The 16,236-nt window shown below is 71.2% G+C and carries 11 protein-coding genes; 3 read left to right on the top strand and 8 right to left on the bottom strand.

The annotated features are described in order from the left end of the window. Positions 1-10: 10 nt before the first annotated feature. On the top strand, positions 11-1,570 hold the full coding sequence (locus JMF97_RS29585) for an aspartate aminotransferase family protein (protein ID WP_203224526.1): 1,560 nt from the start codon (positions 11-13) through the stop codon (positions 1,568-1,570). A 315-nt stretch (positions 1,571-1,885) separates the two neighbouring features. Here the strand turns inward: JMF97_RS29585 and JMF97_RS29580 are convergent, their stop codons facing one another. The 8 genes from JMF97_RS29580 to JMF97_RS29545 all read right to left on the bottom strand — a co-directional run bounded on the left by JMF97_RS29580 (position 1,886) and on the right by JMF97_RS29545 (position 13,468). Next, positions 1,886-2,431, bottom strand: a complete 546-nt coding sequence (locus JMF97_RS29580; protein ID WP_203224525.1) for a flavin reductase family protein — start codon at positions 2,429-2,431, stop codon at positions 1,886-1,888. A gap of 70 nt (positions 2,432-2,501) precedes the next feature. Beyond that, positions 2,502-2,921, bottom strand: a complete 420-nt coding sequence (locus JMF97_RS29575; RefSeq protein WP_203224524.1) for a YybH family protein — start codon at positions 2,919-2,921, stop codon at positions 2,502-2,504. Positions 2,922-3,031: 110 nt separating this feature from the next. Continuing rightward, positions 3,032-4,603, bottom strand: a complete 1,572-nt coding sequence (locus JMF97_RS32130) for a GMC family oxidoreductase (RefSeq protein ID WP_203224523.1) — start codon at positions 4,601-4,603, stop codon at positions 3,032-3,034. Between the two features lie 50 nt (positions 4,604-4,653). Continuing rightward, positions 4,654-6,063: a flavin monoamine oxidase family protein gene (locus tag JMF97_RS29565; RefSeq protein WP_203224522.1), complete on the bottom strand. Its 1,410-nt coding sequence runs from the start codon at positions 6,061-6,063 to the stop codon at positions 4,654-4,656. Between the two features lie 35 nt (positions 6,064-6,098). Further along, entirely contained in the window at positions 6,099-7,253 is a 1,155-nt protein-coding gene (locus tag JMF97_RS29560; protein WP_013733169.1) for an acyl-CoA dehydrogenase family protein, read from the bottom strand. Next, complete coding sequence (locus JMF97_RS29555; protein ID WP_203224521.1) at positions 7,250-8,503, bottom strand: cytochrome P450 family protein; 1,254 nt, start codon at positions 8,501-8,503, stop codon at positions 7,250-7,252. The genes JMF97_RS29560 and JMF97_RS29555 overlap by 4 nt, the downstream gene beginning before the upstream one ends. Then, positions 8,500-10,056: an aspartate aminotransferase family protein gene (locus JMF97_RS29550; protein WP_238360401.1), complete on the bottom strand. Its 1,557-nt coding sequence runs from the start codon at positions 10,054-10,056 to the stop codon at positions 8,500-8,502. The genes JMF97_RS29555 and JMF97_RS29550 overlap by 4 nt, the downstream gene beginning before the upstream one ends. Positions 10,057-10,273: 217 nt before the next feature. Beyond that, complete coding sequence (locus JMF97_RS29545; protein ID WP_203224520.1) at positions 10,274-13,468, bottom strand: AfsR/SARP family transcriptional regulator; 3,195 nt, start codon at positions 13,466-13,468, stop codon at positions 10,274-10,276. Positions 13,469-13,654: 186 nt separating this feature from the next. Here JMF97_RS29545 and JMF97_RS29540 point away from each other — a divergent pair, with 186 nt between their 5' ends. Then, entirely contained in the window at positions 13,655-14,545 is an 891-nt protein-coding gene (locus JMF97_RS29540) for an NAD(P)-dependent oxidoreductase (protein ID WP_013733165.1), read from the top strand. Between the two features lie 67 nt (positions 14,546-14,612). Beyond that, positions 14,613-16,127 carry an MFS transporter gene (locus tag JMF97_RS29535; RefSeq protein WP_307817138.1) on the top strand — a complete coding sequence of 505 codons (1,515 nt, stop codon included), beginning with the start codon at positions 14,613-14,615 and terminating at the stop codon, positions 16,125-16,127. Positions 16,128-16,236: the final 109 nt, after the last annotated feature.

Here is a 16,236-nt window from a genome sequence, read left to right as displayed (position 1 = left end):
GGTGGCCGCCGTGACCACCGAGTTCCCCGAGCTGGCCGAGGCGCACCTCGGCGGACTACTCGACCAGTTGGGCCTGGCCGTGCCCTACTCCCGGGCCAGCGGTGACACCCTCTACTTCGTCGACGACACCGGCACCGAGGTGGCGGTCGACGACTTCGTCGGGGGGTACGGGTCGCTGATCTTCGGTCACCACCATCCGACCCTGACCCGGCTGCTGCACGACCTGCTGGAGCGCCAGGTGCCGGTGCACGCGCAGTTCTCCCGGCACCCGTACGCCAACGACCTGGCCGCCGCGCTGAACCGGGTGCTGCACCGCGAGTTCGGCATCGCGGAGCCCTACCGGGCGATCTTCGCCAACACCGGCGCCGAGGCGGCCGAGTGCGCGCTCAAGCACGCCGAGATGGAACGCGGCCAGCGGGTCGCCGCGCTGACCGCCGAGATCGACACGCACCTGGACGAGGCCCGGGCGGCTGCGGCGGCCGGGGCCGGCCTGCCAGGCGACGCGGCCACCGCCCGACTGGGTGCCTTCACCGACGTGGACGGGCTGATCGCCGCGGTCCGACAGCACAACGCGGCCCAACTGGCCCGTGGACCGGTGTTCCTGACCCTGGAGAACTCCTTCCACGGCAAGCTCGCGGCCAGCGTGCAGCTCACCCACAACCCGGCCTACCGGTTGCCGTTCCGGACGCTTGCCGCACCAGCCCGGTTCGTGCCGGTGGACCGGCCGGGCGCGGTGGCCAAGGCGGTCGAGGCCGAGCGGGTCACGGTGTTCGACCTGGAGTCCGGCGACGGCGCTGTCCGGCTCGTCGAACGGGACCTGCCGGTGATCGCCGCGTTCTTCGCCGAGCCGGTGCAGGGCGAGGGCGGCATCCGGCCGCTGGACGCCGCTCTGGCGGCCGAGATCCGCCAGGCCGCCGAGGCCGGCGGGTTCCCCGTAGTGGTGGACGAGATCCAGACCGGTGTGGGCCGCACCGGCACCTTCTTCGCCGGCGCACAGGCCGGGCTGCTCGGCGACTACGTGCTGCTGGCCAAGAGCATCGGCGGCGGGCTTGTAAAGAACGCCGTGCTGCTGGTGCGGGACAGCCGCTACCAGCCCGAGTTCGAGCTGGTGCACAGCTCCACCTTCGCCAAGGACGCGCTGTCGTGTCACATCGGACTGGCCGTCGTCGATCTGCTCGAGGCGGACGGCGGGCAGGCGTACCGGACCGTGCGGGAACGCGGCGACGCGCTGCGGGCGGCCCTGGACGGGGTGGCCGAGGCGAACGCGGACGTGGTGGCCGAGGTGCGGGGCCGGGGCCTGATGCAGGGTCTGGAGTTCCGCGACCAGACCGACGCGCCGGCCGGGGTGGTCCGTGACTTCGCCCGCAACGGCCTCTTCGGCTACCTGGTCGCGGGGCGGCTGCTGCGGGCGCACAGGATCCGGGTGTTCCCGACCGCCAGCGCGCCGCACACGCTGCGTTTCCAGCCGTCCCTCGCGGTGACCGACGAGGCGATCGCCCGCCTGGTGACCGGCCTGACCGACGTGTGCGCGCTGATCCGCGCCAACGACCCGACTTTGTTGACCGGCTGATCTCCTCCACATCAGCCGGGGCGACGGCCGCCGATCATCGCGATCGGCGGCCGTCGTCGTGGGGGCCCACCGGGCGGTACCGGCACACGGAGAAGGCGCCCGGGGACGGCCCCGGACGCGGTCGGTCGATTCGGGTTTTGCGTTGCCGCAGTCGAGACCGTGACGTCGGCCTTCAAGACCTGGTCGTGGTCCTGAAGGCCGACGGTCGGGTGCGTCACGCGGCAGGCGCCGCTGTCCGCCTGTTGGTGTTCGGGTGGTTCGGCCGGGTCCCGGTGCGGTTGTGCGCCTCCCAGGGGCGGCGGGTCGGCAGGGTTCTCAGATGCTGTCCGTCGGGCCGGCGTCGGTGCTGGGTGGCCAGGTCGTCGTGGGGTGGAACGCGCCGTCGAAGAACAGCAGTCCGGCGCCGGAGCGGTGGCCGGAGCCGATGACCCTGCCCAGGAAGACCGAGTGGTCCCCGGCCTCGTACACGTCGGCCAACGCGCACTCCACCCAGGCCAGGCTGTCGGTGAGCAGCGGCGCGCCGGTGAGTGCCCCGGGCATCCAGTCGCCCACCGCGAACTGCGCGCGGCCCAGCGGTCGGTCGCGGCTGGCGAAGTGCCGGGCGTACGTCTCGTGCCCGGCCCGGAGCACGGAGGCCGCGAAGTGGCCGGACCCGGTGATCGCCCGGTGCATCACCGCGTTCTTGCCGACGCAGCACAACACCATGGGTGGCTCCAGTGACACCGAACTGAAGGCGTTGGCGGTCATGCCGTGCAGGTGGTCGCCGCCGACGGTGAGAACCACGACGCCGGTGGCGAACTGAGACATCGTCGAGCGCATCTGGGCAGCGCCGACCAGGGATGCGTTGGTGGCCGTATCCATGTGCGGTCCTTCCCGCCGTGGTGGCGCGGCCCACGTCCCGACCGACGGCGGGACGCAAGCCGCTGCGGCCTCAGGCGCCGAGGGTCTCGGTGTGCTCGGCCACCGGGCGGTCCACCGCCATGATCCACTTGCCGTCGGGTTCACGGACCAGCACGTCGGTGCAGCGGCCGGTGATCCGCTGCCGGGTGCCGTCCTCGGCGGTCACCTCCAGCTCGAAGCCGACGATGATGAGCGAGGTGTCGCCGGCCACGACGGAGTCGCGCACCACCGAGTGCAGTTTGGGGCCGGTGGCCAGCAGCTTGGTGATCGCCTCGGTGCGGGCCGCGCCGGTGAGGGGCCGGCCGGACAGGTTGGAGATCGCGTCCGAACGGTAGAGCAGGTCGAACAGGTCACCCCGGCCGGAGTTGAACGCGGCCAGGAAGACCGCGTTCTGGGTCTCCGGATCGTCGGTCAGTTCCAGGCTCAGGTTGCTCACGTCGGTCTGGGTCATCGTGTCCTCACTTCCGGGTGGGGATCGGTACGTTCGGCGCACCACAACAGATTCAACGGCATCAATTCGAATCTTCGGTAATCAACCTCTCACACAGCGTTCCACGCGGGTTACCGAGCAGCCACGGGACGCTCGTCGACGCCCTCCCCCACTGCCGGGTCCGACACCCCGGGCGCGCGGATCAGGTCGGCGGCGCGCTCACCGATCATCACGGCGTGGGCGTGGGTGTGACCACGCGGCGCCTCGGGGATCACCGACGCGTCGGCCACCCGCAGCCCGGTCACGCCGCGCACCCGCAGATCGGCGTCGACCACGTCACCGAACCGGCAACTGCCGACCGGGTGGAACACCGTCTGCGCCCGCTGCCGGACGTACTCGGCCACCGTGCCGTCGGCCGGCCACGGCACCACCGGCCCCTGGTGCAGGGTGCGCAGGGCCGCGGAGTCGAGGATCCGTTCGGCGAACCGGACGCCCGCCACGAAGGTCTGCAGGTCGGCGTCGTCGGTGAGGTAACCCGGGTCGATGCGCGGCGGGGTGTGCGGGTCTGCGCTGCCCAGGGTGAGCCGGCCCCGGCTGCGGGGACGCAGCAGCACGACGCCGAGGGTGTAGCCGGGGATCGGGGTGCCGGCGTCGTCGAACGCCATCGGCGACCAGATCAGCTCCACGTCCGGTGCGCCCGCCGCGCCGTCGGCCCGCAGCAACGCCACCGCCTCGCCGATGTTGGAGGTCAGCGGGCCCATGCGATCGCGTTGGTAGCGTTCCCGACCGTCCTGAAGGAAGCGGGTCGCGTCATCGGCCCGGACCGCCAGATCGAGGATCATGTGGTCGTGCAGGCCGCGTCCGACGGCGGGCAGCTCCACCCGTGGGCGCACCCCGACCGCCCGCAGGTCGTCCGGGTCACCGATGCCGGAGAGCAGCAGCAGGTGCGGCGAGCCGACCGTCCCGGCGCTGAGCACGACCTCGCGGCGGGCGGTGACGGTTCGATCGGCCAGTCGCACGCCGGTGACGCGGTGACCGTCGTCGATCAGCACCCGGTGCGCCTGGGCCCCGGTGAGCACGGTCAGATTCGGACGGTGCAGGGCCGGCCGGAGGTAACCGTCCGCGCTGCTCCACCGGGCGCCGTCGCGCTGGGTGACCGGGGTCAGCGCGTACCCACTGTTGTCCGGGCCGGCGAGCCTGCCGCCGACCGGCGCGAGCCCGGCCTCCGCGCACGCCTGCAGGAAACGCAGGCTGCTGACGTCCGGGTCTCGCTGGGGTGAGATCCACAACGGGCCACCGGTGCCGAGCGCTCCCCTGTCCTCGGCCGGGCCCGCCCAGTGCTCGGCCCGGCGGAACCAGGGCCGGACCCGCTCCCACGACCAGGACGGCGGCCACGACGTGAAGTCCTCGGCGTGACCGGGCACCCACATCTGGAAGTTGGTCGCCGACGAGCCACCCAGCACCCGGCCGCGCGGCCAGCGCACCTCCCGGCCGCCCAGCTGCGGCTGCGGCAGGGTGGCGAAGTCCCAGTCGATCTCGGACCCGATCAGCTCCAGGGCACCCAGCGGGATCCGGATGTCCGGATGGTCGTCGGGGCCGCCGGCTTCCAGCAGCGCCACGGTGACGGTCGGATCCTCGGACAGCCGGGACGCCACCGCGCACCCGGCCGATCCCGCCCCCACCACCACGTAGTCGAATTCCACTGTTCCTCCTCGCGATGCGGTCGGCACGGGCGGGACCGGCCGGGATCCGGTCACCTGAACGCGTAGTGCGTCACCTGTTCGGCCGCGCGCAGTCCGGACTCGATCGCCCCTTCCACGTAGCCGCTCCACCCGCTGGCGATGTCACTGGTGGCGAACGAGATCCGGCCCTGCGGGCGTTGGATCGCGTCGAGCAGCCCGGTCAGCTGGCCGGGCCGGCGGAAGGACCAGCCGCCGCGCGCGTACGGGTCGGCGCCCCAGTTCTGGCCCTTGACGGCCAGCACCCTCGCGTCCGGCACGATCAGCCGCACGGCCCGTTCGACCTGTGCCACGTTGTTGACGTTGAGCCGAGGGTCGTTGCTGAACCCGACCATCAGCTGGCTGTCCGCGAACTGCTTGATCGGCACCAGGGTGTCCACCGGGTAACCGTCGGGGGTGTGCACGTAGGTGTTGCCGAGCGAGGTACGCAGCCGCAGCCACAGCTTCTGCGCGCCGGGTACGCCGAAGGTCTCGCTGGATGCGCGCCGCCGTTGCAGGCTGAGGCCCGGTGCGAAATCGATGGTCTTCCAGACGTTCACCGGGACCGCGACCACGACCGAGGAGGCGGTGTACGACATGCCGGCCCTGGTGCGGACGGTCACCTCGCGGCCGTTGTCGGTGATGGACCGCACCGGCGAGTTGAGCCGCAGGTCGGCGGCCGCCTCGGTCAGGATGGCCTGTGCGAGTCCGGTCATGCCACCGGCCGGCCGGTAGGTGTTGATGCCGTAGTACTGCTCGGCGTTGTAGTTGCACAGCGCCCACCAGTGCAGGAACTGCGTGTACGCACCGCGGTCGGATCCCCCGCCGAGCCCGCCGGTGGCCCCGGAGAGCCACTTCTCGTCCAGGGTGCTCAGGCCCATGGCGTTGAGTCGGTCGCGGATGCTGTACGAGTCGACGAGGCGCAGCAGGTCGGCCTGGGCCATCGGGTCCGTCGGGTCGGAGAACACCTGCGGTGCCTGTTCGCAGAACTGGGTGAGCAGCTCGCCCTGCCGGCCGAACGCCTCCTCCGGGCTGAAGTAGCCGAAGCCGGTGGCGGTCGGGAACAGCGTCCGGTCGGCCGCCGGGTCGGCGACGAGGCCGATGCCCTGGTCCTCGATCTCCTGCCACACGTGGGTCTGCATCGGGTCGACCCAGACGCCACCCATCTCGACCTGCTCGCCCTGGAACGTGCTGGTCCAGGTGCGCCCGCCGATCCGGTTGCGCGCTTCCAGGATCAGCACGCGCAGTCCCTTGCGCCGCAGGTCCCGTGCCGCGGTGATGCCGGCGAAGCCGGCGCCGACCACGATGACGTCGTACGCGTGGCGTCTCCGGGTCGCCGAGGCCTGCGATGGACGCAGGATGGTGTGCGCGGCGGCCGCCGCCGTGACCGCGGTCAGGACGCCGCGCCGGGTGAGCGGCAGTCCGGACAATGTGGTGTTGCTCATTCGTGTCGTCCCCTGTGGGATTTGTCGGGATGGATTTACAGGAAGGGTGTGTCCGGGTCGAGTCCGACGAGGACCCGTCCGTGCACCTCCAGACTCATGTCCGGGGACATGAGGCCGTGTGTGGTGAGGCCGAGCAGGTCGCGGTGGAAGCGCTGGAACGGCGCGAACTTGCTCAGCGCGGAGGCCCCGGCGATGGTGTGCAGGTCCTGCACGGCCTCCTTGACCAGCTGGATCGCCGTGCCGGCCTGGCCGCGGACGGCGGCCTTCTCCGCCCAGGTGGGCTCCTCACCGGCGTCGGCGCGGCGTTGCAGCATGTCCACGTAGGACGCGGACAGCGTCTCGGCGGCGGTGATCTTGTTGGCGGCCAGGGCGACCCGGTGCTGGATCAGGGGGTGCTGCCGCTGGTCGGTCCAGGACGTGTAGGCCAGGCCGCGTCCGGGCAGCCGTTCCAGGAACAGTTCCAGCGCCGCCTTGGCCATGCCGATGTAGGCGGCCGCCGACTCGGCCACCACGTAGCTGATCAGGCTGTAGGAGCGGCCCGGCGCGGTGGGCGTACGGCCGGGGGCGCCGGTGGTCAGCGCCACCTCACCGGTCACGACGCGGTGCGCGGGTACGAACAGATCCCGGGCGGTGGTGGTCGACGACCCGGTGGCGGCGGCCGCGGAGACGTGCCAGTCGTCGGCGATGCTCAGGTCGGACATCGGCACCATCGCGAACACCTCGGTCTCGGTGCCGTCCGGCTCTTCGAGGATCGCGGCGAGCAGGTCCCAGTGGGCGCCCCGACAGCCGGAGTTGAACCGCCACGAGCCGTTGAGCAGGTACCCGCCGTCGGTCGGGACGGCCTTCGCGGTCGGGGTGAAGCCGCCGGAGATGCGTACCGAGCCGCCGGCGAAGATCTCCTCCTGCGTCTGGTCGGGGTAGAGGGTGGCCATCCAGGCGGTGGACACCCACGCCACGGCGGCCCAGGCGGTGGAACCGCAGCCGCGGGCGATCTCGGTGAGCACGGCGACCTGCTCGGGCAGCGGCGCGTCGAGACCACCGAACCGCTTCGGCACGGCCAGCCGGAACACGCCGGCCTTGTCGAGCAGCTCGGTGTTCTCGTCGAGGATCCAGCGCCGTTCCTCGGATTCCAGCCCGTTCTCGCGCAGCCTCGGCACGATGTTGCGGACCGCGTCCAGCACCTCGCTCATCGGGGGTCTCCTTCTTCTCGGGTCAGCAGTGCGGGCAACGTCTCGTGACCGTTGGAGATGAACGAGCCCAGCGGCCGCAGTCGGTCCACCGGCTGCGCGAGGCGCAGGTCCGGGAACCGGTCGAACAGGGCGGACAGGCCGATCGCCGCTTCCAGCCGGGCCAGCGGCGCGCCCAGACAGCGATGCACGCCGTAGCCGAATGCCAGGTGGTCGCGGCGGGTGGGCCGCAACGGGTCGAACTGCGCCGAGGTGTCGCCGTACACACCCGGGTCGCGGTTGCCCGCGCCGAAGGCGATGACGATCGGGTCACCCTGGGCGATGACGGCGTCACCGAGGTCGATATCGGTGACCGCGTACCGCAACGGCAGGTTGGGAAACGGGGTCTCCAGGCGCAGCGACTCCTCGATCACGTCCGCCCAGTCCAGGTCGCCGCGACGCAGGGCGTCGAGTTGCTCGGGATGGCTGAGCAGCAGGACGATGGACTGGTCGAGCAGGTTCACCGTCGTCTCGTGGCCGGCGGTGAACATCAGCAGCACGGTGTCCACCAGCTCGCGTTCGCTGAGCCCACCGCCGTCCTCGTCGTGCGCCTGGATCAGACCGGTGGTGACGTCGTCGCCGGGTTGGCGGCGTTTGATCTCGACCAGCTCGTGCAACAGCCGGTAGAGCTCGACCTCGTTGGCCTTGGCCTGCTCGGGCGTGGCGGCGGTGTCCATGATCTCGTGCACGGTGCGCAGCAGCGGACCGCGGATCTCGTCGGGGATGCCCAGCAGCGCGGAGATCACCTCTACCGGCAGCGGGTAGGCGAACCGTTCCCGCAGGTCGACCACCTGGCCGCCGGCCGTGCGGCCGAGGTCGGCCAGCAGGTCGGCGGTGACCGCCTCGATGCGCGGACGCATCGCCTCGGTACGGCGCGCGGTGAACGCCCGGGCCACCAGCTTGCGCAGGCGTTTGTGGTCGGCGCCGTAGGCGGTGATCATGTTGCGGTCCGCCACCCACATCGCCAACGACCAGGTACGGGCCAGCTCGCTCTCGCCGCCACCCCAGGCCGGCCAGTGCTGGTAGGTGTCCCGGGAGACCCGGTCGTCGGTGAGCAGCTGCTTGATCAGCGCATGGTCGGTGACCCACCACGCCGTCACGTCGCCGGGCAGCAGCACCTGGACGGCCCGGCCGAGCGCACGCAGGCGCTCGCCCTCGCCGTGGATGTCACGTCCGGCCGTGTCGATGACCGGGATGCTCAGCCGGCTGGTCATTCGAACCGGCTCGCGTCCTGGTCGCGCAGGATCTGGCAGATGTCGCGGAAGCCGGCGTCCACCCGCGCGATCTCCTCGTCGGACAGGTAGATCGACGGCTCGAAGCGCATCGTCTCCAGGTTGCTGGCCGTGGAGAAGATCCGGATCTGGTGCTTGCGCAGCAGGTGGCCGCCGATGATGAAGGCGAGAGCCTCGTGCTCGACCGCCTCGCGGATCTCCGGTGACGACGAGTTGGACTGGTCGTGCAGCTCGAAGCCGAGCATCAGGCCGGTGCCGCGCACCTCCCTGACGACATCGGGGTAGTCGGCCTTGATCGCTTCCATCATGGCCTTGGCCTTGTCGCCCCGTTCGGCGGCCAGCTGGTACGCCTTGCCGTCGTCGGCCTCCAGCATCTGCAGCACCTTCAGCGCGAGTCGGCTGGAGAAGCCGTCCCGGCCGTACGTGGAGGTGTGGATCAGCTCGATGTCCTTGCGGTAGCGGTGTTCGTTGACCAGGACGACGCCGAGCTTGGCCACCCCACCGCCGAGGGCCTTGGCCAGGATGATGTAGTCGGGCTTCAGGCCGATCTGGGTGCCGGCGAGGAAGGTGCCGGAGCGGCCCATCCCGGACTGGATCTCGTCGGAGATCAGCGGTACGCCGATCGTGTCGCACGCCTCGCGCAGCGCGCCGGCCAGCTGCGCGGACAGCGGGAAGATGCCCGCCTCACCCATGATCGGCTCGATCAGGAAGGCCGCGAACACCGGGAAGTCGCGCTCGACCAGGTCGACCACGCCGTCCTGCACCGTGACGTCGAGCAGGGTGGCCCGCTCGTCCTCGACGACCTTGGCGATCAGCTCGGGACGGTCACGGGGGATGAACCGGGCCTGCGCGGCGAGCGCCTTGAACGGGCCCCGGAACTCGCTGTTGTGGGTGAGCTGGACGCTGCTGACCAGCTTGCCGTGGAAACCGCCCTCCAGGGCGAGGAACAGCGGCGGGCGGGCCTCGGTCTGCGCGTTGCGCCGGGCCACCTCGGCAGCCAGCAGGTCGAAGTCGGCACCGCCCACCAGGGCAGCCGCGTCGGCAGAGAGTCGGGCGCCGTCGGCGACGGCGGTACGCGCCTGCTCCACGTGCGTGTCGATCTCCGCCTTCAACTCGGCGATACGCGCACCGCGGTCCATTTCGGCGTGCTTGATGCTGATTTCGACGGCCTCGGCACCGGAGTTACCGAAAAGGGCGAAGAATTTGTCCTCGGTCTGCAACTCGCGCCGGATGATGGCATTGAGCTCAGCGGCCAGGTTGAGCGCGAAGGAATAGCCGGAGAACTGCGCGTGCACGGGGGTCTGCTGGTCGAGCAGCCATTTCGCGTGCTCGACGATTTCAGGGTTGTTGTGGCCGAACATGAGGGAGCCGAATCCGCTGGCCGCGTCGAAGACCCCGACCTCGGTGCCATCGTCGGCCAGGTAGTACAGGGTGTTTCCGCGGGCACGGACGTACTTCAGCGCGAGACCGAACTCGGTCAGCACCTCGACCAGATAGGAGTCCGCGAATTCGGGCGCGCCAGGAGAAGAGGTCATCTTTACCGTCTCCGATCAGGAAAGGTTCCGGCGGATATCGAAGATCTGCGGCCCGCGCGGTTTTAGCGAGCGACAGGTCTTGTATATCGTGAGTTCCTGTCGTGTCCGGTCATCGCAGGTTCACCGACCGGCGAATGGGCGCGCGAAGGGCAGCCGGTTACCGGACGATTAACGCTGCGACCGATGTCCGCGCCCGCCCGGGCGGGCATCGGCCGGGTCAGTCGTCGAAGACCAGCCGCCGGGCCTCGCTCAGCTCCATCAGCCGCCCGTCGCCGACGTGCTTGGCGAAGGCATCGCCCACGGCGGCGACACCGCGGGCGGTGATCCGGTCCACGTCGCCCCGCTCGGCCGGAGGCAACGGCGCGCCCGCGCCCGCCCGGACCGCCTGGGCGGCGCCGGACAGCAGCGCCGCGCGTTCGTGGTCGCCGAGCAGCGAGTAGGTGCCTGCGACACCTTCGAGGGACAGCGCGATGGTCCGCGGGTCACCGGTCCCCCACGCCGCCACACTGCCCTCACGGTGCAGGCGCAGCGCGGTCTCGGCGTCTCCGCGCTGCTCGGCGACGAAGCCGAGTTCGGCCAGGATCAGCGCGACGCCGTACTCGCCGTCGAGTTGCCGGCACCAGTCGAGCCAGCGCCGCAGGTGCATCTCGGCCGCGTCGAGGCGGCCCTCGCGGCGGGCGACCAGGCCGAGGCCCACCTCGGCGAACTGCTGCCCGAAGGTGTAGCTCTGCTCGGCGGCCAGCCGCAACGCCCGCTCGTGCAGCTCACGCGCCTGCGGGTAGTCGCCACCGAGCAGCGCGATACGGCCCAGCCCGGACATCTTGGTGGACGCCTCGTTCCACAGCCCCAGGGCTTCGGCCACCCGCAGCCCATCGCGATGCAGGCGGGCCGCCTCGTCGTAGCGGCCGAGCACTTCGGACAGCGACGCCAGGGCATCGGTGGCCTGCAACCGGCCCCAGCCGTCACCCAGATCGCGGAACAGGGCCGCACTCTCCTCGCCGTACTGACGGGTGGCGTCGAGATCCCCGCGCAGGATGCTGCGGGTGGCCAGCGCCGCCAACGCCGCCGCGGTCCCCCAGGCGTAGTCGAGGTTGCGGAACTCGCCCAGCGCCCGGTCCAGGTACTTCTCGGCGCTGTCCTGGCCACCGAATCCGATCCGGGTGAACCCCAGGAACCACCGGACGATGGCCCGGTCCACGGGATCGGCCACCTCGTTCTCCAGCTCGTCGAACCGGTCCAGGTCGTAACTGGCATCACCGGCCCGCAGCCCGAAACCCGCCTGCCAGGCCAGGGCGGTGGCGCGCGGGGAGCCGCCGTCGGTCGGTGAGCCGTCGAGGGCGACGGTGAACGCCCGCTTGGCCTCGGCCAGCCGGCCCCGCAGGAACCAGTACCAGGCCAGCGCGTTGACCATGCGCAGGGCCAGACCGTTCGCACCGAGCCGGGCCCCGGCGTCGAGTGCTGCCCGGAAGTTGGCCCGTTCGGCGTCCATCCGTTCCAGCCACCGGCGCTGGCTCGGGCCGCGCAGGTGCGGCAGCACCCGTTCGGCCAGGTCCGCGTGGTAGCGGGCATGCCGCAACCGGACGTCGGCCTCCTCGCCGGCCTCACGCAACCGCTCGGCGCTGTAGGCGGCGACGGACTCCAGCAGGCCGTAGCGGCGCACTCCGGCGACGTCGGTCACGGTGACCAGCGAACGGTCCACCAGTCGGGCGACCAGGTCCAGCACATCGGCGCGGCCGACCACACCGCCGGCGCAGACGTCCTCGGCCATCTGCAGCGGGCAGCCGCCACTGAACACGGCGAGGCGGCGCAGCACCACCCGTTCCGGCTCGGTCAACAGCTCCCAGGTCCAGTCGAGCGCGGCGCGCAGGGTCCGATGCCGGGCCGGCGCACCCCGCATACCCTGGGTCAACAGGGCAAACCGGTCCTCCAGCCGGGCCGCCAGTTCGTGCACCCCGAGGGCCCGCACCCGGGTCGCGGCCAGTTCCAGGGCCAGTGGCAGGCCGTCGAGGCGACGGCAGATCGCATCCACCGCCTCGACGGTGTTCTCGTCCAGCACGAACCCGGCCGACGCGTCGGTGGCCCGGGCCACGAACAACTGCACCGCGCTGGAGGTGGCGGCCTGCGCCAACGAGGTGGGCAGCGCCAGCGGCGGCACCGTCCACAACCGCTCCCCCGCGATGCCCAGCGGTTCCTGGCTGGTGGCCAGCACCCGTACCCCCGGGGCGGCCTGCAGCACCAGCCCCACCAGCTGGGCTGCGGCAGCCACCACATGTTCGCAGTTGTCCAACACCAGCAACATCTGCTTGGCCCGTACGGCACTGGTCAGCCAGTCCTCACGGGCGGTCGTACGCACCCCCAACGCGATGGCGACCTGGTCGGCGACTGCGGAGAACGGGTCCGGCTCGTCCGGGCCGGCGGCGACGATGGACAGTTCCACCAGCCACACCCCGTCCGGGTACTGACCGGCGATCTGCCGGGCGGCGGCCAGCGCGAGACTGGTCTTGCCGACGCCGCCGATGCCGTGCAGCGTCACCAGACGGCTGGCCTCCAGCAGGGCCCGCACCTGCACCACCGCGGCGTCCCGACCGATCAGGCCGCTGACCGGCGCGGGCAGGTTGGTCACCGGACGCGCGGTGGTGGTGATCGGGGTGGGCGACGGCGCCAGCACCGGATCGCGTTCCAGAATCGACTGCCGCAGCGTGAGCAGTTCGGCGCCCGGCTCCACCCCGAGCTCCTCGGCCAACAGCTCGCGCAGCTCGTCGAACCCGGCCAGCGCCTCGCTCTGCCGGCCGCTGCCGTACAGCGCCCGCATGTGCGCGGCGCGCAGCCGCTCCCGCAGCGGGTGACGTACCACCAGGTCGGCCAGTTCGCTGACCAGGAGACGGTGCTCGCCCAACTCCAGCATCGCGTGCGCCCGGTCCTCCAGGGCAGTCAGCCGCTGCTCCTCCAGACGGGCGATGGCCGGGCGGGCGAACTCGGCATCGGTGAAGTCGGCCAGCGCCGGTCCACGCCACTCGGCGAGCGCGTCACCCAGGATCGACACCCGGTCGCGGGTGTCGGTGGCGGCACGGGCCCGGTGCAGCCGGTACTCGAACCGGCGGGCATCCACATCGTGGTCGGACACGTCGAGCAGGTAGCCCGGGGGGCGGGACACCACCACCCGGGTGCCCGCACCGGACTCGGCCTTCTCCAGCGCACGGCGCAGCTGCCACACGGTCGTGTGCAGAGCTCCGATCAGGTTGCCGGGTGGCTCGTCGCCCCACAGCACGTCGGCCAACGCGTCCGCCGACACCGGCCGCCCCTCGTGCACCAACAGCACCGCAAGCAGCGTCCGGACCTTGTGGCCGGGCAGGTGTGCCGGGCGGTCGTCCGCGGGCCACACGGCCAGGTTCCCCAGAATGCCGAAACGCATAGACACATACGATACGGGGTCTCAAGCACACGCTCAGTCATGGGAGTTGCTACGCAGAGAGGTTGGCCCGCGGCGTAAGAGCGGACCGAGAGAGTTCTTGGAGAGCCAACCGGCAGATTGTGCGCAGAGCAGGGTGGCCGATCGTGCCCGCCCGAGGAACGCCCGTTCAACAAAAGGGGATTCAACATGGCTGCGGACAGCCGCGCACCAGTCACCGTCATCGGCCTCGGCGCGATGGGTTCGGCCCTGGCCCGGGCCTTCCTCGCCGCCGGACATCCGACGACGGTCTGGAACAGGTCACCCGACAAGGCCGACGACCTCGTCGGCCAGGGAGCGGTGCGGGCCGCGACGGTCGCCGACGCGATGTCGGCCGGCAACCTGATCGTGATCTGCGTCCTCGACTACCGGGCGATGCGCGAGATCATCGACTCCACCGGCCACTCGCCCGCCGACCGGGTGATCGTGAACCTCACCTCCGGCACGCCGGGCGACGCCCGCGCCACTGCGGCCTGGGCCCAGGAGCAGGGCATGGAGTACATCGACGGCGCGATCATGGCGACGCCGTCGATGATCGGCTCGGAGGAGACGCTGATCTTCTACGGCGGCCCGCAGGAGGTGTACGACGCGCACGCCGACACCCTGCGGTCCATCGCCGGCGCGGGCACCTACCTCGGGGAGGAGCCGGGGCTGCCGTCGCTGTACGACGTGGCCCTGCTCGGCCTGATGTGGACCACCTGGGCCGGCTTCATGCACTCGGCGGCACTGCTCGCCTCGGAGAAGGTGCCCGCAGCGGCCTTCCTGCCCTACGCGCAGGCCTGGTTCGAGTACGTCATCTCACCGGAGGTGCCGAACCTGGCAACCCAGGTCGACACCGGCGCCTACCCGGACAACGACTCCACTCTCGGCATGCAGACGGTGGCCATCGAACACCTGGTCGAGGCCAGCCGTACGCAGGGCGTGGACCCGACCCTGCCGGAGTTCCTGCACGCCCGGGCCGAACAGGCCATCCGACGCGGGCACGCGGGCGACGGCTTCGGCGCCGTGTTCGAGGTGCTGCGCGCACCCGCAGCCCAGTAGCCCAGTCCCGACAAGCAGTGCCTGAACGGCGGACACAGACCCGCCATCACGAGCGGAGGTACCAGACGTGTCGGTGAGGACGCAACCACGAGCCGGAGTGCGCGAGTGGCTCGGCCTGGCAGTGCTCGCCCTACCCACGTTGCTGTTGTCGGTAGACGCGACAGTGCTCTACCTCGCGTTGCCGCACCTGACGACGGATCTGTGGCCGACCGCGACGCAGACGCTGTGGATCGTCGACATCTACGGATTCATGATCGGAGGCTTCCTCATCACCATGGGCACCCTCGGCGACCGCATCGGCCGCCGACGGTTGCTCATGATCGGTGCGCTCGCGTTCGGGGCGGCGTCGGTGCTGGCGGCGTACGCCACCGACCCCACCGTCCTGATCGCGGCGCGGGCCCTGCTCGGCGTGGCCGGCGCCACCCTGATGCCGTCGACATTGGCGCTGATCACCACCATGTTCCGGGACCCGGGCCAGCGGGGCATGGCGATCGGCGTGTGGGCGGCGTGCTTCTCGGCCGGTCTGGCGGCAGGTCCACTGATCGGCGGCGCGCTGCTGGAGCTGTTCTGGTGGGGCTCGGTGTTCCTGCTGGCCGTGCCGGTGATGGTGGTGCTGCTGGTGGCCGCGCCGGTTCTGCTGCCCGAGGCGAAGGATCCGCAGGCCGGCCGGATCGACCTGGTGAGCGTGGCGCTGTCGCTGGCCGCGATGCTGCCGGCGATCTACAGCCTCAAGGTGATCGCGACCGAGGGCATCGAGGTGGGTGCGTTGGTCGCGCTGGTGGCCAGCGTCGTGTTCGGGGTGCTGTTCGTACGCCGGCAGCGGACCCTGGCCGACCCCCTGCTGGACCTGCGGCTGTTCACCCGGCCGTCGTTCGTCGGGGCCCTGCTCGCCCTGCTGGTGGGCCTGGCCGTGGTCGGCGTGGTCTACCTGTTCGCCACGCAGTACCTGCAGATGGTCTCCGGTCTGTCGCCCCTGGCTGCCGGGTTGTGGCTCCTCCCGTCGGCCGTCGCGATGATCGTCACCTCGATCGCCGCGCCGGTGCTGGCCCGCAAGGTCGCCCCTGGGCTGCTGGTGGCGGCGTCACTTGTCGTCTCGGCGGTGGGTTACGTGCTGCTGGCCTTCGTGGACGGCCCGAACGGGATGGCACTGGTGGTCGCCGGGCTGGTCGTGATCTACCTCGGCATCGGACCGATGATGGCGCTGGGCACCGACCTGGTGGTGAGCCGGGCCCCGGCCGAGCGGGCAGGATCGGCTGCCGCGATGTCGGAGACCAGCATGGAGTTCGGGCTGGCCCTGGGTGTGGCCGTACTCGGCAGCCTCGGCGCTGCGGTGTACCGGTCGGAACTGCCCGGCGGCACGCCGGCGGAGGCGACGGAGTCCCTGGCCGGGGCGCTCGCGGTCGGCAACGCGGACCTGGTGGCGGCGGCCCGCGAGGCGTTCACCTCCGCGCTGAACGCGGTCGGCTGGGCCGGCGCGGTCGCCGCCGTCGGGATCGCGGTCGTGACCGCTCTGCTGGTACGGGGTCCTGAGGCTGGGCCGAACCAGTCGGTGATGGAGGAGGCAGCGACCAGCCGCAACTGACATCTACGGCGGGTCGTCGCACCAGATAACAAAAACAGACACAGCCGGAGAGCACCGTCGCTCATTCTGCCGGACGTGGTGGGGACGGGGCCGGACAGGCTCCGTCCCC

The sequence above is a fragment of the Micromonospora fiedleri genome (assembly GCF_016774385.1).
Taxonomy (GTDB): domain Bacteria; phylum Actinomycetota; class Actinomycetes; order Mycobacteriales; family Micromonosporaceae; genus Micromonospora; species Micromonospora gifhornensis.
This window is presented reverse-complemented; position numbering and strand designations above follow the sequence as displayed.